At 62.5% G+C, this 16030-nt stretch carries 16 protein-coding genes; 6 read left to right on the top strand and 10 right to left on the bottom strand.

Annotation, left to right across the window (positions count from 1 at the left end; all coding sequences use genetic code 11):
- Nucleotides 1-12 precede the first annotated feature (12 nt).
- The gene (locus KIT02_RS05425; RefSeq protein ID WP_297583233.1) at nucleotides 13-408 is read left to right on the top strand and encodes a DUF2237 domain-containing protein; all 396 of its coding nucleotides are present in this window, start codon (nucleotides 13-15) and stop codon (nucleotides 406-408) included.
- A gap of 39 nt (nucleotides 409-447) precedes the next feature.
- Here KIT02_RS05425 and KIT02_RS05420 read toward each other — a convergent pair whose 3' ends face one another.
- The 4 genes from KIT02_RS05420 to araD1 all read right to left on the bottom strand — a co-directional run bounded on the left by KIT02_RS05420 (nucleotide 448) and on the right by araD1 (nucleotide 3462).
- A complete protein-coding gene (locus KIT02_RS05420; RefSeq protein WP_297583230.1) occupies nucleotides 448-936 on the bottom strand; it encodes an SRPBCC domain-containing protein in 489 nt (162 codons plus the stop codon).
- An 8-nt stretch (nucleotides 937-944) separates the two neighbouring features.
- Nucleotides 945-1295, bottom strand: a complete 351-nt coding sequence (locus KIT02_RS05415; protein ID WP_297583227.1) for a metalloregulator ArsR/SmtB family transcription factor — start codon at nucleotides 1293-1295, stop codon at nucleotides 945-947.
- A 60-nt stretch (nucleotides 1296-1355) separates the two neighbouring features.
- Nucleotides 1356-2375, bottom strand: coding sequence for an aldo/keto reductase (locus tag KIT02_RS05410; protein WP_297583225.1), 1020 nt, complete (start codon nucleotides 2373-2375; stop codon nucleotides 1356-1358).
- 94 nt (nucleotides 2376-2469) lie between these two features.
- Nucleotides 2470-3462, bottom strand: a complete 993-nt coding sequence (gene araD1 / locus KIT02_RS05405) for an AraD1 family protein (RefSeq protein WP_297583222.1) — start codon at nucleotides 3460-3462, stop codon at nucleotides 2470-2472.
- A gap of 281 nt (nucleotides 3463-3743) precedes the next feature.
- Between araD1 and recA the strand changes: the two genes are divergently transcribed.
- The 3 genes from recA to KIT02_RS05390 all read left to right on the top strand — a co-directional run bounded on the left by recA (nucleotide 3744) and on the right by KIT02_RS05390 (nucleotide 8343).
- Complete coding sequence (gene recA, locus KIT02_RS05400; protein ID WP_297583219.1) at nucleotides 3744-4820, top strand: recombinase RecA; 1077 nt, start codon at nucleotides 3744-3746, stop codon at nucleotides 4818-4820.
- A gap of 178 nt (nucleotides 4821-4998) precedes the next feature.
- A complete protein-coding gene (gene alaS / locus KIT02_RS05395; protein ID WP_297583216.1) occupies nucleotides 4999-7638 on the top strand; it encodes an alanine--tRNA ligase in 2640 nt (879 codons plus the stop codon).
- A 369-nt stretch (nucleotides 7639-8007) separates the two neighbouring features.
- Nucleotides 8008-8343, top strand: coding sequence for a hypothetical protein (locus KIT02_RS05390; protein WP_297583214.1), 336 nt, complete (start codon nucleotides 8008-8010; stop codon nucleotides 8341-8343).
- 8 nt (nucleotides 8344-8351) lie between these two features.
- On the opposite strand, the gene KIT02_RS05385 is transcribed toward KIT02_RS05390, so the two are convergent.
- From KIT02_RS05385 to KIT02_RS05375, 3 genes are all read right to left on the bottom strand, one after another.
- Nucleotides 8352-9236, bottom strand: a complete 885-nt coding sequence (locus KIT02_RS05385; RefSeq protein WP_297583211.1) for a DMT family transporter — start codon at nucleotides 9234-9236, stop codon at nucleotides 8352-8354.
- Nucleotides 9237-9321: 85 nt separating this feature from the next.
- Entirely contained in the window at nucleotides 9322-10254 is a 933-nt protein-coding gene (locus tag KIT02_RS05380; protein WP_297583209.1) for a DMT family transporter, read from the bottom strand.
- A 74-nt stretch (nucleotides 10255-10328) separates the two neighbouring features.
- Nucleotides 10329-11306: a glycerophosphodiester phosphodiesterase family protein gene (locus KIT02_RS05375; RefSeq protein ID WP_297583206.1), complete on the bottom strand. Its 978-nt coding sequence runs from the start codon at nucleotides 11304-11306 to the stop codon at nucleotides 10329-10331.
- A gap of 159 nt (nucleotides 11307-11465) precedes the next feature.
- Here KIT02_RS05375 and KIT02_RS05370 point away from each other — a divergent pair, with 159 nt between their 5' ends.
- Complete coding sequence (locus KIT02_RS05370; protein WP_297583204.1) at nucleotides 11466-13145, top strand: VWA domain-containing protein; 1680 nt, start codon at nucleotides 11466-11468, stop codon at nucleotides 13143-13145.
- Between the two features lie 74 nt (nucleotides 13146-13219).
- On the opposite strand, the gene KIT02_RS05365 is transcribed toward KIT02_RS05370, so the two are convergent.
- From KIT02_RS05365 to KIT02_RS05355, 3 genes are all read right to left on the bottom strand, one after another.
- The gene (locus tag KIT02_RS05365; protein ID WP_297583202.1) at nucleotides 13220-14431 is read right to left on the bottom strand and encodes an NADP-dependent isocitrate dehydrogenase; all 1212 of its coding nucleotides are present in this window, start codon (nucleotides 14429-14431) and stop codon (nucleotides 13220-13222) included.
- Between the two features lie 121 nt (nucleotides 14432-14552).
- On the bottom strand, nucleotides 14553-14888 hold the full coding sequence (locus tag KIT02_RS05360) for a TfoX/Sxy family protein (protein WP_297583199.1): 336 nt from the start codon (nucleotides 14886-14888) through the stop codon (nucleotides 14553-14555).
- Nucleotides 14885-15322, bottom strand: coding sequence for a GFA family protein (locus tag KIT02_RS05355; protein WP_297583194.1), 438 nt, complete (start codon nucleotides 15320-15322; stop codon nucleotides 14885-14887). The genes KIT02_RS05360 and KIT02_RS05355 overlap by 4 nt, the downstream gene beginning before the upstream one ends.
- A 77-nt stretch (nucleotides 15323-15399) precedes the next feature.
- On the opposite strand from KIT02_RS05355, the gene KIT02_RS05350 reads away from it, so the two are divergent.
- A complete protein-coding gene (locus KIT02_RS05350) occupies nucleotides 15400-15978 on the top strand; it encodes a GNAT family protein (RefSeq protein ID WP_297583192.1) in 579 nt (192 codons plus the stop codon).
- Nucleotides 15979-16030 lie beyond the last annotated feature (52 nt).

Below are 16030 nucleotides of genomic sequence, written 5' to 3'. Positions count from 1 at the left end.
CCGGAGCGGTCGATGAACTATCTCAATCCCGGCGAGGGGCCCTCCGAATACAATGTCCTGGGCGAGCCCCTAGAGAGCTGCTCACTCGATCCGCTGACCGGCTTCTACCGCACTGGGTACTGCGCCGCCGGGCCGGATGGCGTGGCGGTTCACCTGGTCTGCATCGAAGTGACCGATGCGTTTCTGGCCTTTTCCGCCAGTGTCGGAAACGACCTGTCGACGCCGCGGCCGGAATTCGCCTTTCCGGGGCTGGTGGCCGGCGACCGCTGGTGCCTCGTCGCGATGCGCTGGCTGGAGGCGCATGAGGCCGGCATGGCGCCGCGGGTCTATCTCCGGGCGACGAATCGGGCCGTCTTGGAGCTGATTGCCATGGAAACGCTCAAACCCTACGCACTGGACATGAACTGACGGGTTCCGTCATCCGGTCCCGGGCCGTTCCGTCTCGCTTCAGGCCTGTTGCGAGGCGAGAAGGCGGTCCAGGCTTTGGAAACTCTGCTCCATGCCTTCGGCCATCCCGGTCGCCACCACCATGTCACGATGGGCCAGGGACGCATAGGTGAGCGTATTGACGACCAGCGTCCCCATGTCCTTGAGCGTGAAGGCCAGTTCGCTGCGATAGGATGGGCCCATTGCGCCGGCGTCGAACTGTTCGGTTGAATCGATGTAGCGAATGGCATCGATGCTGTCGATCTTGCCGGTCAGCGCCAGGAAACCCTCTTCGGGTCCGCGCCATTCGAACCTGTAGTCGCCGCCGGGCCGTGCGTCATAACTGCATACGGGCATGGTCCAGCCATCGGGGCCGGTCAGCCAGCGACGGATCAGCCCCGGCTGGGTGTAGCAGGCATAGACCAGATGCGGCGGCGCGGCAAAACTGCGCTCGATGACCACGGATTGGTCGGTGGGCGTGGAAACGGAAAGCGGGTCGCCGGGATGCATGGGTTGCCTCAGGTCTTGCCAGTACGAGCCTCGAGTGCCTGCAACTCTTCGAGCAGGCCGTCCAGCCGTCCAAATTGTGCCGACCAGTATTCACGGTAGGCAATCAGCCAACTCGTGGCCTCGGCCAGCGGCTGCGCTTCGAGATGCACTGGCCGCCTCTGGGCGTCACGGCCGCGCGACACCAGGCCGGCTTTCTCGAGCACCTTGAGATGCTTGGAAATAGCTGGCTGGCTCATGTCGAACGGCTTGGCCAGGTCCATGACCGTGACGTCGCCGTCGTCGGCCAGGCGCGCGAGAATGGCGCGCCGCGTGGGGTCGGACAAGGCGTGGAATGTCGCGTCGAGTTGGGCGCTGTCCATCAGCAGAACGATCCAGTTACAGAACCAATCAGTTATTTATAGATTGATCCCTCGGTCCGGTCAAGACGAGATGCCGGGCACCGGTGTTCCGGGAGCCAGGAGGTCGCGCCGCGCCAGTTCCTGCCAGAGGTCTGCGGGAATGGCCACGTTCCACCAATCGAGAATGCCGTCGAGTTCGGCCGGACTGCGGGGGCCGGGCAGCACGTTGCACACGGCCGGATGGGTCAGCGGAAATTGCAGGGCCGCGGCCGGCAGGGGCACGTCGAAATCCTTGCACACAGCTTCGATCGCCCTCACGCGCCGCACCACATGGTCCGGGGCCTTGGCATAATTGAACGTGTCGCCACCCACGAGGATACCCGAGTTGAACGGCCCGCCCACGACGACCGAGGCATGGCGCTCGACGCATGTGGCCATGAATGGTGACAGCGCCGTCTGCTCGAGCAGCGTATAACGACCGGCCAACAGGAACACGTCCCAGTCGCCGAGCGCGAAGGCATCCATGCACACTTCCCACTCGTTGACCCCGAGGCCGATCGCCTTGACCCTGCCGGTGTCGCGCAGCTCGCGCAGGGCACGGTAGCCGCCATTGGCCAGTTGTGACCACAACGGCATATTGCCCGCCTCGCCATGCGTTGCGGTGCCGATATCATGCACGTAGAGCATGTCGACGCGGTCGAGGCCGAGCCTTTGCAGGCTGTCCTCGTAGGACCGCATGATCCCTTCATAGGAATAGTCATAAGCCTGGTCGAAGGGCAGGGGATCGACCCAGTTGCCCTTGTCCTGGCTGGCCGGGTCGACTGGCTTGAGAAGGCGGCCGACCTTGGTGGAAATCACCGGGCGGGGTTTGGCGGACCGCACCACCTCGCCCACGAGATGTTCCGAGCGGCCCAGGCCATATTGTGGTGCGGTGTCGACATAAGTGATGCCGGCATCCAGCGCGTGAGACACGGTGGCACGCGCCTGATCGGCCGGCACGGCCGAAAATATCCCGGCAAGGCTCGCCCCGCCCAGGCCAAGCGTTGTGACCCCGAGTTCGGTCTGGGCAATGCGGCGTTTTTCGAATGGGCGCACGGTCATGTCGGGTCTCCGTCAGGCGGCGGATAACTGACATGTTAGTTGCAAAGAGTAAAGGCGGAGCGCTCGCGCCCCGCCCTTTCGTACGGTTTTCCGCTCAATAGAGCCCGGCGATGACGACAGGCTTTTCCTGTTCGACGCGCACGGGATTGCGCAGCGGCAGGCCGAACTGGGCTTCCTCGATTTCGAAGACGTCATCCGGGCGGGTCGAGATGCCATCGGCAAAGCTCAGGGTTGCCGTGCCGAACATGTGCACATGCACGTCGCCGGGCTGGCAGAACAGATCATATTTGAAGTGGTGATATTCGAGATTGGCGATGGTGTGGCTCATATTGTCCTCGCCCGAGAGGAAGGGTTTTTGCCACAGCACGTCGCCATCGCGCCGGATTTTCGAGGTGCCTTCGATATGCCGGGGCAGGTCGCCGACCCGCAGTTCGGGTCCGAAGGAACAGGCGCGCAGTTTCGAATGGGCGAGGTAGAGGTAGTTGATCCGCTCCGTGACATGGTCTGAAAACTCATTGCCCAGCGCAAAGCCCAGCCGTCGCGGTTGCCCCTTGGCGTCGATCACATAGATACCGGCAATCTCCGGCTCCTCACCAGCATCGAGTGCAAAAGACGGGGAGGGGATGGCGGCGCCCGGATTGATCACGACATGGCCGTTGCCCTTGTAGAACCACTCCGGCTGCACGCCCTTTTGGCCGGCCGCCGGCTTGCCGTTCTCCAGGCCCATCCGGAACATCTTCATGCTGTCGGTCAGCTCATTGGCGGGCTTGTCGGTATTCTTGTGCATGGCATCGCGCGTCGCGGCCGAGCCCAGATGAGTGAGACCGGTGCCGGTCACATGCAGGTGGGCCGGATCGGGATGATCGATTGGGGCCAGCAAGCGGTTTTCAGTCAGCAGAGCCTGCTTGTCGATCGCTGCGCCCAGCCCCTTGTCGGCAATCGTCGCGGCGAGGCTGCCACTGCCGGCAAGGCTGGCCTGAACCAGCTCATAAACGCTGGTGACCGCGTTGACCGTGTGGGTCTGGCCATTCTGTGTCACGCCGACGGCGCGATGGCCCTTGTCGTCGATGAACTGGATGAGATGCATGTGGTTCGTCCTGATGTCGCGCCGCGGGGGCAGGGCTGGTGCGGGGCATAAAACGCATTGCGGCCGGACCTGTCCAGTCAAAAATCATACTTTTGAGCCATGCCGGACGCTACTGACAGAATCAGGCAATGGGCGCTGGCATCTTGCGCTGGACGAAACCACAGATGTTCTCATTTTGTCCCTTGACGGAACTGAAACAAAATGAGAACAAATAGGACACAGAAACCAAACCGGCCTCTCGTTGCACAGCCCTCGGGAGCGTGAAATAAGGAGACAGCACTATGGCAGCTTCGCCACTTCGCGTTGTTGAGGGTGGATCGATGGACAAGGACAAGGCTCTTGCGGCGGCGCTGAGCCAGATCGAGCGGAATTTCGGCAAGGGCTCGATCATGCGCCTGGGCGAGAACTCCGCCATCGAGGTGGAAGCCATCTCCACCGGCTCGCTGGGGCTCGACATCGCCCTGGGTATTGGCGGCCTGCCAAAGGGCCGTATCGTCGAGATTTTCGGGCCGGAAAGCTCGGGCAAGACCACCCTGGCCCTGCATGTGGTGGCCGAGGCCCAGCGCAAGGGCGGCATCTGCGCCTTTGTCGATGCGGAACATGCCCTCGACCCGGTCTATGCCCGCAAGCTCGGCGTCAATGTCGATGACCTGCTGATTTCGCAGCCCGATGCGGGCGAACAGGCTCTCGAAATCACCGATACGCTGGTGCGGTCGGGTGCCATCGATGTGCTTGTGGTCGATTCCGTGGCGGCCCTGACGCCGCGCGCCGAACTCGAAGGGGAAATGGGCGACAGCCTGCCGGGCCAGCAGGCCCGCCTGATGAGCCAGGCCATGCGCAAGCTGACCTCGTCGATTTCCAAGTCCAAGTGCCTCGTCATCTTCATCAATCAGATTCGCATGAAGATCGGGGTCATGTATGGCTCGCCGGAGACCACGACGGGTGGCAATGCGCTGAAATTCTATTCTTCCGTGCGCCTCGACATCCGCCGTATCGGCGCCATCAAGGACCGCGAGGAGATCGTGGGCAACCAGACCCGCGTCAAGGTGGTCAAGAACAAGCTGGCACCGCCGTTCCGCCAGGTCGAGTTCGACATCATGTATGGCGAGGGCATTTCCAAGACGGGCGAATTGCTCGATCTGGGCGTCAAGTCCGGCATCGTCGACAAATCCGGCGCCTGGTTCTCCTGGGATAGCCAGCGCCTCGGGCAGGGGCGTGAGAATTCCCGGCAGTTCCTCAAGGACAATCCGGAAATCGCCGCGACCATCGAGCAGGGTGTACGCGAAAGTTCGGGTCTGCTTGGCGAAGTGCTCCTGGTGGCCGGTGGCGAGGACGACGACGGCGGCAGCGACGACTGATCTCCAGCAAATCCCATGCAATGATTTGAGGCACCGGTTCTCCGGTGCCTTTTTTCTTGTCGGCGGGGCGCTTCGAGCGGTGTTGCAATGCTGGACAGGCCCAAGGCCTGCGGGCTAGAAAGCCGGTCAAAATCCTTTGTCGGGCGCCCTGGCGCCTGCTCGCCATGAAAGCTTCTGCATGACCAGCGTAAACGACCTCCGTTCGAGCTTTGTCGATTACTTTGCCCGCAACGGACATGAGGCCGTCCCCTCGAGCCCGCTCGTCCCGCGCAATGACCCGACGCTGATGTTCACCAATGCGGGCATGGTGCAGTTCAAGAACGTTTTTACCGGCGTGGAAAAGCGGCCCTATTCTACGGCCACCACGGCGCAGAAATGCGTGCGCGCCGGCGGCAAGCACAACGATCTCGACAATGTCGGCTTCACCGCCCGTCACCACACCTTCTTCGAGATGCTGGGCAATTTTTCCTTCGGTGACTATTTCAAGGATCAGGCCATCGAACTGGCCTGGACCCTGCTCACCAAGGACTGGGCCCTGCCGCGCGAAAAGCTGATGGTCACCGTCTATGAGGACGATGACGAAGCGCTGGAACTCTGGAAGAAGATCGCCGGCCTGTCCGAGGACCGTATCGTGCGGCTCGGCGCCAAGTCGAATTTTTGGCAGATGGGCGACACCGGTCCCTGCGGGCCGTGTTCGGAAATTTTCTATGACCACGGCGAAAAGGTCTGGGGTGGCCCCCCGGGCTCGCCCGATGAAGACGGCGACCGCTGGATCGAGATCTGGAATCTGGTGTTCATGCAGTTCGAACAGCATCCCGACGGGTCGCGGACCGGCCTGCCGCGGCCTTCCATCGACACCGGCATGGGTCTCGAACGCATCGCTGCCGTCATGCAGGGCGTGCACGACAATTACGACATCGACCTGTTCAAGGCGCTGATCGGCGCTGCCGCCCATGTCACCAATGCCGATGTGAACGGGCCGGGCAATCGCAGCCTGCGGGTCATTGCCGATCATCTGCGCTCGATGAGCTTCCTGATTGCCGAGGGCGTGCTGCCCTCCAATGAAGGCCGCGGCTATGTGCTGCGCCGTATCATGCGCCGCGCCATGCGCCACGCGACCCTGCTTGGCGCCAATGAGCCGGTGATTCACAAGCTCGTTCCGACTCTCGTGCGCGAAATGGGCCAGGCCTATCCCGAACTCAGCCGCGGCGAGGCGATGATTGCCGAGACCGTGCGCCTCGAAGAGGGGCGTTTCCTCAAGACCCTCGGCCGGGGCCTGCAGATTCTCGAAGCTGAAACGGCCGGTTTGGGTGAAGGCGCCGTGCTCGATGGCACGACCGCGTTCAAGCTCTATGATACCTACGGTTTTCCGCTCGATCTGACGCAGGACGCCTTGCGGTCCCGCAATATCAGCGTCGACCAGGCCGGTTTCGATGCCGCCATGGCCCAGCAGAAGGCCGAGGCCCGAAAGAACTGGGCCGGATCGGGCGAGGCAGCCACCGACACCGTCTGGTACGGTCTTGCCGACAGGCTGGGTCCCACCGAGTTCCTCGGCTATGAAACCGAGACCGCCGAGGGCGAAATCCGCGCGCTTCTGGTCGATGGCAAGGAAGTCGACGCCATCGAGGCCGGTGGCGAAGGTCTTGTCGTGGTCAACCAGACCCCGTTCTACGGCGAGAGTGGTGGTCAGGTCGGCGACACCGGCGAGATCAGGGGCGAGGGTTTCTCGGCCCAGGTTCTCGACACCGGCAAGCATCACGGCGTCTTCAGCCATCGTGTCAAAGTCGGGCAGGGCGTCCTCAAGGTCGGCCAGGCGGTGGAACTGATCGTCGATCACGCGCGGCGCTCGTCCATTCAGGCCAATCACTCCGCGACCCACCTTCTGCACGAAGCCCTGCGTCTCGTGCTGGGCGACCATGTGGCCCAGAAGGGGTCGATGGTTTCGGCCGACCGCCTGCGTTTCGACTTCGTGCACACCAAGCCGATGACGCCGCAGGAACTGGCCGAGGTGGAAGACATCGCCAATGATATCATCCTTCAGAATACCGCCGTCGAAACCCGCCTGATGGGTGTCGACGAAGCCAAGGAATCGGGCGCCCGTGCCCTTTTCGGCGAAAAATACGGCGATGAAGTGCGCGTCGTGTCCATGGGTGTGCCCACCGGCAACGGGCTGGGCTGGTCGGTGGAACTGTGCGGGGGCACCCATGTGCGCCGCACCGGTGACATTGGCCTGGTTTCGGTCGTGTCCGAGGGTGCCGTGGCGGCCGGCGTGCGCCGTATCGAGGCGCTGACGGGCCGGTCGGCGCGCCATCGCGGCAATGCCAATGCCAATATCGTGGCCTCGGCCGCCGGCATTCTGCGGTCCGGCAGCCATGAAGTGCTGGAGCGGATCGAAGCGCTCCAGGGTCAGCTCAAGAGTGCCGAGCGCGCCCTCAGCGACGCCCGTCAGAAGCTGGCCCTTGGCGGCGGCGGCGAAGGCGGCAGCGCCACCGAAACCGTCAATGGCGTCACCTTTGTCGGCCGGGTGGTCGAAGGCGTGGCGGCCAAGGACATCAAGACCGTGGTCGATGCCGAAAAGAAGCGCATCGGTTCAGGTGTGGTGGTCATCGTGCTCAAGGGCGAAGATGGCAAAGGCACGGTGGCGATCGGGGTCACCGAGGATCTGACCGGAAAATATGCCGCTGGCACCCTGATCAAGTCGGCGACGGCGGCGCTGGGCGGGCAGGGCGGCGGTGGCCGGCCGGACATGGCCCAGGGCGGCGGCCCGGACGGAACCCGGGCAGAAGACGCAGTGGCCGCTATCCGCGCCCTGATCTGACCGCTCGCCAATCGTTACAATTTATGCGCTGCCGTTCAGTGTGCCCCCACACTGAACGGCAGTTTCTGTTTTTGGGCGGGTGGCAAGGACATAGACTGTCCCCGAGATGGGGAAAGTTTCGATCATGTCGAAATATGCGTCTATCCTGTCCGACTGTGCGGCGATCGCCTGTTGTCCACCGGGCTCCGCCGCGCGGAGCCTTGAACACCTGGCCGAGGCGACCGGGTTTGGGCTCTTCGCGCACTATCATGATCTCGACACGCTGCGCGCCCATCCGCTTCGCATCTGTTCTTCTTTTTCCATTTCGCCCTGCCGGATGCGGACAAGTCGGCGCTGCTTGGGCAATTGAGGCGCAATGCGTCCAACCGCTTGCGGTTGGCCCCGGTGGTGCTGGTGGCGCAGGATTGCGACCTCGACACCTTTCTCGGCTACGTGGAAATGGGGTTCGATGACATTCTGTGCCTGCCAGACAATGTCGACCTGTTGATCGATCGGTTGGCTGCCCAGTTCAACACCGACTACATCTATGTGGAAACCGACAGCTATTTCGGGCCGGACCGGCGTCGCATGGAAGTGCCGGACGCCAGTCATCCGGCGCGCGTGTCCAATGCGCACCTGCACACGCGGCTCACCATTCACCGTACCCTGGCGGATGGACCGATGATCGTCCAGAAACAGAACTTCTGGGACACTACCCTGCAATAGGTCCGGCGCTACTGCCCGATACGGAAGAAGAAAATACGCGGCTTCCAGCGGATGGGGGTCTTTTCGGTGAGCACGTTGAGAAGACCTGCGCCGACCACCACCACCATTCCGATAATGGCGATCCAGTCCGGATACTCGCCAAAAAACAGTGCGCCGAACAGGATGGCCCAGATCAGCTGGCTATATTGCACCGGGGCAATGAGATTGGCCGGTGTCTGCTTGCACGCCTGTATCAGCAGCAGGCCACCCATGCCGCCCAAGAGGCCAATCCCGAGCAAAACGCCCAGCTGCGCCAGCGATGGGACAACGAAAGTGGGTGCCATCAGGATGGCATTGACGATGGCCGAATAGAGTACCTGCAGGCCCACAAGGCTCACCCGGCGCTCCTTTGGCGCCACATGGCGCAGGATCGTGGTGGTGATGGCGCCCATAACGGCGCCCAGCATCATCACGAAATGTCCGGGCTCCAGCGCCCGCAATCCGGGCCGGATGACCAGCACCACGCCCATGAAGCTGATGAACAGCAGCACCCAGCGATGCAGCGCGACATGCTCCCGCAGCAGCAGCACGGAGAGCAGGGTCACAAAGAGCGGCGTGGTGAAGCCGATCGAATAAACCTCGGCGAAGGGAATATGGGTGAAGGCAAACATCACGCAGGCCGTGCCGGTGATTGCCGTCAGGCAGCGCAGATGCACCAGCCAGGGATGCTCGAGCCGGTACATGTCGCGCCAACGCTCGCCGCGCTTGGTCAGCATGGCGGGGATGATCGAGAAACTGGTGGTGAAAAAGGCGATCTCGAAGACCGACAGCGCCGGCCCGGTGGCCTTGATCAGGGCATCGGCGACAGAAAAAATCGCATAGGCGAGAAAAGCGAGAATGACGCCGACCGGCATCGCAACGACCAGTGATTTGAGAAAAGGGATTCGGATGAAATCGGTCTGACCATAGCCGGGGCGAGGCCCGGCGTCGATGCGCCGATCAGATTTCCGGCCCCTGCACTTCGGTGATGTCAGTGGGCGAGTTGGGCCGCCGGGCGCGGTAGAGCGCAAACCGGCCGGCAATGCGCGTCGCGCTGCCATTGCGGAACAGCGACAACAGCCCCGAGAGAATGACGATGGCGAGGCCGATATAGGCCAGTGCATCGGGAAATTCGGCGAAGAACAGGGCACCCAGGACAATGGCCCAGACGATCTGTATATACTGGAAGGGCGCGATCTGGCTGGCCTCGGCATTGCGGGTGGCCAGAATCAGCAGGATGTGACCGATGCCAATGGCCGCGCCTGATGCCAACAGCAGGGCGAACTGGGTCGGGGTCGGCATTGTAAATGTCGGGATCATCAGCACGCCGTTGACCACGAGCACATAGAGCGCCGGTACGAGGATCAGGCTGACGCGGCGTTCGCTGCCGGCGATCACCCGCAGAACTGTATTGGTCGTGGCGCCGAAAAAGGCCGTTGCCAGCGCAGCCAGATGTCCGGGCTCCAGTTCCCGAAAGCCGGGGCGCACCACCAGAAGCACACCGGCAAAGCCAAGCACCAGCAGCAGCCAGCGCGGTACGCTGACTTTCTCCGCCAGCACCAGGGCCGACATGATGGTGATGAAGAACGGCATGAGGAAGACCAGTGAATAGGCTTCCGCGAAGGGAATGGTGGTGAAGGCAAAGGTTACCAGGATCGCCGATGTCACGCCGGAAAAGCTGCGCAGATGCACCAGCAGCGGTCGCTTCATCTCGAAGCTGTCACGCCATCGCTCACCCCGGGGCTTGGCGAACAGGGCGGGCAACAGCGAGAACACGGCAACGAAGAACCCGATCTCGAAGACCGACAGGCTTTGCCCGAACCCCTTGATGATGGCGTCGCCGCACGAATAGATCGAATAGGCGACGAGCGCATAGATAACGCCGATGGGCATGGGGCAACCGTCTGGGGCTTTGGAGGATTCCGTATCGGGCGACCCTATCCGAGGCCCATTCCCGAGTCATGAGACTATTCTGTCGCGGCTTTCGTCCGCGCGGGCCCGATGACCTCAATGCGGTTGGTCCACACATAGCCCGAGAATGTGGGGGGAACCTGGGCTAACGTGTCGAGGTCATCAATGCCGGCCGTGCCAGGGTCGCCACTGCCATAGGGTCCCAGGAGGATCACCTGGCTGCCCGCGTTGTGCATCCTCTCCAGGAACAGGTTCGGCCAGCCCCAGAGCCAACCAGCCAGGTTGATGGGCACCATGACCTTGGTGTTGGTGCAGGCAGCGGGGACATACCCTGTCCATCCGAGCGCCGCATATTGGGTCAGGCAATCGATCAGGCCGCGTCGCGACCATACATTGAGTCCGTCCAGCGAGGCTGCCGCCTCGTAGGTCGGCTCGTCGCCGCCATAGGCGCCCCAGACGGCGTCGCGCCATTGCGGCTGCCCGGCGACGAGCGCCGCCAGCATGTCGCCTTCGCGTGCCTCGCGGCTTTTGAAATTGATCAGGAATTTCTGGTCCGGAAACTGGGTCAGTACCTCGGTCAGTTCCGGCATCTGTCCAACGCCCTGGCCACGAAACGGGAAGGTGCTGCCGTCGCTGGTATATCCGTAGCCGATATCCAGGGCGCGCAGTTCCGCCATGCTGTGCCCCCGGGTCTCGCCGCGGCCCTCGGTCCGGCAATCCAGCGTCCAGTCATGAAAGACCGCCAGTTGCCCGTCGGTGGTGGGATGGACGTCGAGCTCGACAATGTCCGCACCGGCCTCGAAGGCAGCCGCCATAGAGGCAATGGTATTTTCAAGGAAGGCGTGCTCGGGCGCGTGGATGCGTTCGGCAGTGCAGGTATCGTTCTCAAGGTCCTGCCGGTCAAACGTCTGGTGCACGCCGCGATGCGCGATCAGCAGGATGGTAGGGTCGTCCGGCGGCGAGACCCGCCAACTCGCGTTGAACACGGCGATGGCGGCCAAAACCCCGGCCAGGATCAGTGCAAACCGTTTCATCGAATCTCCTGCAAGGCTTTGCCGAGCTGATGTTTGAGACTACGGCTTTTTTTGGTTCTTGCCTGAATGACCTGTTCATGTTCGCTTCATGCCGGACATGTCTTTGTTTAATTGCATATGGGGGCCACTATTGGCCCGATTCATTTTGGAGGGCTTCAGATGAATAGTTTCAAGAAGGTCGTTCTTGGCGCGGTGGCCGCGCTGGGGCTGGCCTTTCCGGCCGTGGCGGCCGAGCGGGCCGTTATCGTGCTCGACGGCTCCGGCTCGATGTGGGCGCAGATCGACGGCAAGGCGCGCATCACCATTGCGCGGGAAACTCTCGGCGCGGTGCTTTCGGAACTGCCCGGCGATCTGGAACTGGGCCTCATGACCTATGGTCATCGCGAAAAGGGCAATTGCGACGATATCGAGATGCTGGTGCAGCCGGGCGCTGGCACGGGCGCCGCCATCGCTGCTGCCGCCGACAAGATCAATCCCAAGGGCATGACGCCCCTCAGCGAGGCCGTGCGGCTTGCCGCCGAAGACCTTCGCTTCACCGAAGAAAAGGCCACGGTGATCCTGATCACCGACGGCCTCGAAACCTGCGAAGTCGACCCATGCCAGTTGGGCAATGAGCTCGAATCCCAGGGCATCGACTTCACCACGCACGTGCTGGGCTTCGGCCTCAGCGACGAAGAAGGCCGCCAGGTCGCCTGTCTGGCCGAAAATACCGGCGGCAAGTATCTGTCGGCGCAGAACGGCGACGATCTGGTCGAGGCGCTGACGACGACGGTTGCCGAAGTCGCCCAGGCCGAACCTGAACCAGCCCCGGAGCCCGAACCCGCGCCCGAGCCGGAGCCGGTTGCCGTGGTGGAAAATTTCACCCTTGAGGTCGCCATGGCCGAGGGTGGCGAATTGCTGACCGGCGACAATGCCAGCCCGCTCTATTGGGAACTGAGCCGGAACGGCGAAATCGTCGACTACGGCTACGGCATTCCGCTCGAGCAGATGGAGCCGGGCGATTATGAAGCCATGGTGCGCCTGGGCGAGGTGAAAGTGTCCCAACCCGTCACCATTACCGAAGATGCCCTAGCGACACCCTATTTCGTCCTCAATGCCGGCACTGTGGTCCTGCGCGCCATGGCCGCCGAGGGCGAGCCGGTTGATAGCGCCGCCGCGCTCGGTCTCGTCTATCCCGGCGGCGACGCGTTCAGTTATGGCGAAGCCACCTTCATCGTGCCGGCCGGTGAAATCACCGCGACGGCCACCGTGGGCGAGGGCAGTGCCACCGAAACCGCAACCCTGGCTGCCGGCGAAATCCTTGAGATCGACCTCGTGGCCGGTGTTGGCGTCGCGGTGATCAACGGCGCCTATGTCGAGGGCATGGCCATCGAGGACAGCGGCATGGCCGTCAACATCCTCAAGGCGGAGAAGTCGATCGATGGTTCGCGCGAAGACGTCAGCTACGGTTATGGCCCGAATGACGACTACCAGTTGCCGCCCGGCGACTATGTGGCGGTGGTACGCATGGACGAAGCGACCGCTGAAGCGCCGTTTACCGTCAGTGCCGGCGAACGCATAGAAGTTGTCGTCGTCCTCGATGCCGGTGTGGCGGCCCTGTCCATGCCCGGGGCAACGGCCTTCGACATCTTTGGCGCCAAAAAGGATATCCAGGGCAACCGGTCCGAGCATGGCTTCGGCTATGGCGAGGAACACCAGACGACCCTGCCCAGTGGCGACTATGTCGTGGTGACCCGCTACGACGACGACACCGAGACGGAAACCGCCTTCAGCGTTACGGGCGGTGAACGCACCGAGGTCACCGTCGAAAAGGGCGCCGCGCCGGCCAAGACCAAGTAGGCCGTTCGCAGGCGCAAACAAAAAGGGCCGGAGCAGCGATGCTCCGGCCCTTCACATTTTGAGCGGTGCCAGGCTTACGCCATGGCCTTCTGCAGGTTCTGGTCGATGGCATCGAGGAAGCCGATGGTCGACAGCCAGGGCTGATCCGGACCGACCAGGAGCGAGAGGTCCTTGGTCATCTTGCCTTCTTCGATCGTGTCGACCGTGACCTTTTCGAGGGTCGCGGCAAACTTGGCCAGTTCGGCATTGTTGTCGAGCTTGGCGCGGTGGGCCAGGCCGCGGGTCCAGGCGAAGATCGAGGCTGTGGAATTGGTCGAGGTTTCCTTGCCCTGCTGATGCTGGCGATAGTGACGGGTCACCGTGCCATGGGCGGCTTCGGCTTCCACGATCTTGCCATCGGGCGTCATCAGCACCGAGGTCATCAGGCCCAGCGAGCCAAAGCCCTGCGCCACGGTGTCGGACTGCACGTCGCCATCATAGTTCTTACAGGCCCAGACATAACCGCCGGACCACTTGAGGGCCGCGGCCACCATGTCGTCGATCAGGCGGTGTTCGTACCAGATCTTCTTGGCTTCGAACTGTTCCTTGAACTCGGCTTCGTAGATGTCCTGGAAGATATCCTTGAAGCGGCCGTCATAGGTCTTGAGGATGGTGTTCTTGGTCGAGAGATAGCAAGGCACGCCGCGATTGAGCGCGTAGTTCAGCGAGGCGCGGGCAAAATCGGTGATCGAGTCATCGAGATTGTACATGCCCATGGCGATACCGGCGCCGGGGGCGTCGAACACGTCATGCTCGATCGTGGTGCCATCTTCGCCCACGAACTTCATGGTCAGCTTGCCCTTGCCGGGGAACTTGAAGTCGGTGGCGCGATACTGGTCGCCAAAGGCATGGCGGCCGACGATGATCGGCTGGGTCCAGCCCGGAACCAGGCGCGGCACGTTCTTGCAGATGATCGGCTCGCGGAAGATCACGCCGCCCAGAATGTTGCGGATGGTGCCGTTGGGCGACTTCCACATCTTCTTGAGCTTGAATTCCTCGACGCGGGCCTCGTCGGGGGTGATGGTCGCGCACTTGATGCCGACGCCGTGCTTCTTGATGGCATTGGCGGAGTCGATGGTCACCTGGTCATCGGTGGCATCGCGGTTTTCGACCGACAGGTCATAATACTCGATCGGCAGGTCGAGATAGGGGTGAATGAGCTTGTCCTTGATCGCCTGCCAGATGATGCGGGTCATCTCATCGCCGTCGAGGTCCACGACCGGATTGGCGACTTTGATTTTGCTCATCGAAAAACTCCCTTGCGAAATGCGCTATTCGGCCAAAATTGCCGTTCGGTGGCCCGTATAGCACCGCCAGCCCAAAGCGCAAAGCCGCGCTCGGCAAGGGGCCTTGCCCTTTTTGGGACGGCTATTTCGGCGGCAGGGTCATGACAAAGGCGCGGGCCGTCTCGATCCAGCCGGCCAGAACGTCGTCATCCTCGATGGCATCGCCGCCCAGCACCACGAAGCCGCTCATGGTGCGGCCACCCATGTCCATCAGTTCTGCGCCGGGCTTTTCCAGCGCCTCGGCCATGCCGTCCTTGCCGACGCGCACGATCAGTTCGCCCGCCTTGGTCGGGCAGACCAGCATGTTGCCATCCTGCATGAAGGCGATGCCGCCGAACATTTTCTTCTCGGCGATATTGGCCCGGCCGGGCAGCAGGGCCCGGATGCGGTCCGCCAGTTCGTCACAGGCCATGCTCATGCGGGTTTCTCCGGCCGATAGGTTTCGTATCGGGGCAGGGCGGCTTCGATCAGGTCCCATACCGGGTGGTGCCGCGAAAAGATCAGCTGATTGGGCCTGTACCAATCGTTCGCTCCCGCGAACAGGCCCGCCAGCAGGATACGGAACGCCGGAGCCCTGGAGGAGTGCGCGAACAGCGTCGTCCCACATTCTGGGCAGAAGTGACGCGTGAAGGTCGCACCCGAATCGGCTGGACGGACAAATGTTTTTGTCGCACCGACCACCGAAATTGCGTCCGCCGGCATCAGCACGACGGATGAATGTCCGCTGCCCGAAACTTTCTGGCAGTTCTTGCAGCCGCATTGAAACATGGAGACGACCTGACCCCTGGCGCTCAGGGTCACGGCGCCGCAATCGCACGCGGCAGTCTGGTCGAGTTGGATCGTGTTTTTCATCCGGGCGAGGCTCGCATGTGCCGGTCTGGCCGGCAAGCCATTGCCATCACTCGCAGTTGATAAGACAGTGCGCCCCCATGGCTGTTCACCTCAACTATCCTGTGATGACCGAAAGGCTGCGCCTGCGCCCGTTTACGCGTGGCGATGTCGATGCGGTTTTCGGCTATCGCGGGCGGGAGGATGTGGCGCGCTATCTGTTCGATCCGCCGCTGAGCCGGGAGGAGTGCGCTCTTGCCGTCCAGCAGCGCGTCACGCAGACCGACCTTGTCGAAGAGGGGGATCGCATCATCCTGGCCGTCGAACGGGCGGACGATAGGGCGCTGGTTGGCGAAGTGTCGCTCATCTGGCGCTCGCAGGAGGCCCGGCAGGGCGAGCTGGGTTGGATCTTTCACCCCGATTTTCAGGGCAATGGCTATGCCAGCGAAGCCTCGCGCTGCATGTTGGCTACGGCCTTCGGGCCGGCCGATTTGCACCGCGTTTTTGCCCGTTGCGATGCGCGCAATGAGCCATCGTGGCGCCTGATGGAGCGTCTCGGTATGCGGCGCGAAGCTCATTTCCGTGAACATGGCCTGTTCAAGGGCGGCTGGGACGAGGAATTTTACTACGCCATCCTGCGCCGCGATTGGGTGGCAATGCGGGCCTCAGCTGGCGAATGACCTGGGCTGGACGAGACGAAACGATTTTTTAATCACCGCACCGGAACCCGGA

It is taken from the genome of Devosia sp. (genome assembly GCF_025809055.1).
In the GTDB taxonomy this organism is placed as follows: Bacteria; Pseudomonadota; Alphaproteobacteria; order Rhizobiales; family Devosiaceae; genus Devosia.
Note: the sequence above shows the minus strand (reverse complement) of the source record. Positions and strands in the feature narration are given on the sequence as shown.

Coding starts and splice junctions, on each gene's coding strand:
- KIT02_RS05425 (WP_297583233.1), top strand. CDS start 13: ATGAACTATCTCAATCCCGGCGAGGGGCCCTCCGAATACAATGTCCTG.
- KIT02_RS05420 (WP_297583230.1), bottom strand. CDS start 936: ATGCATCCCGGCGACCCGCTTTCCGTTTCCACGCCCACCGACCAATCC.
- KIT02_RS05415 (WP_297583227.1), bottom strand. CDS start 1,295: ATGGACAGCGCCCAACTCGACGCGACATTCCACGCCTTGTCCGACCCC.
- KIT02_RS05410 (WP_297583225.1), bottom strand. CDS start 2,375: ATGACCGTGCGCCCATTCGAAAAACGCCGCATTGCCCAGACCGAACTC.
- araD1 (WP_297583222.1), bottom strand. CDS start 3,462: ATGCATCTCATCCAGTTCATCGACGACAAGGGCCATCGCGCCGTCGGC.
- recA (WP_297583219.1), top strand. CDS start 3,744: ATGGCAGCTTCGCCACTTCGCGTTGTTGAGGGTGGATCGATGGACAAG.
- alaS (WP_297583216.1), top strand. CDS start 4,999: ATGACCAGCGTAAACGACCTCCGTTCGAGCTTTGTCGATTACTTTGCC.
- KIT02_RS05385 (WP_297583211.1), bottom strand. CDS start 9,236: ATGCCGGTCGGCGTCATTCTCGCTTTTCTCGCCTATGCGATTTTTTCT.
- KIT02_RS05380 (WP_297583209.1), bottom strand. CDS start 10,254: ATGCCCATCGGCGTTATCTATGCGCTCGTCGCCTATTCGATCTATTCG.
- KIT02_RS05375 (WP_297583206.1), bottom strand. CDS start 11,306: ATGAAACGGTTTGCACTGATCCTGGCCGGGGTTTTGGCCGCCATCGCC.
- KIT02_RS05370 (WP_297583204.1), top strand. CDS start 11,466: ATGAATAGTTTCAAGAAGGTCGTTCTTGGCGCGGTGGCCGCGCTGGGG.
- KIT02_RS05365 (WP_297583202.1), bottom strand. CDS start 14,431: ATGAGCAAAATCAAAGTCGCCAATCCGGTCGTGGACCTCGACGGCGAT.
- KIT02_RS05360 (WP_297583199.1), bottom strand. CDS start 14,888: ATGAGCATGGCCTGTGACGAACTGGCGGACCGCATCCGGGCCCTGCTG.
- KIT02_RS05355 (WP_297583194.1), bottom strand. CDS start 15,322: ATGAAAAACACGATCCAACTCGACCAGACTGCCGCGTGCGATTGCGGC.
- KIT02_RS05350 (WP_297583192.1), top strand. CDS start 15,400: ATGGCTGTTCACCTCAACTATCCTGTGATGACCGAAAGGCTGCGCCTG.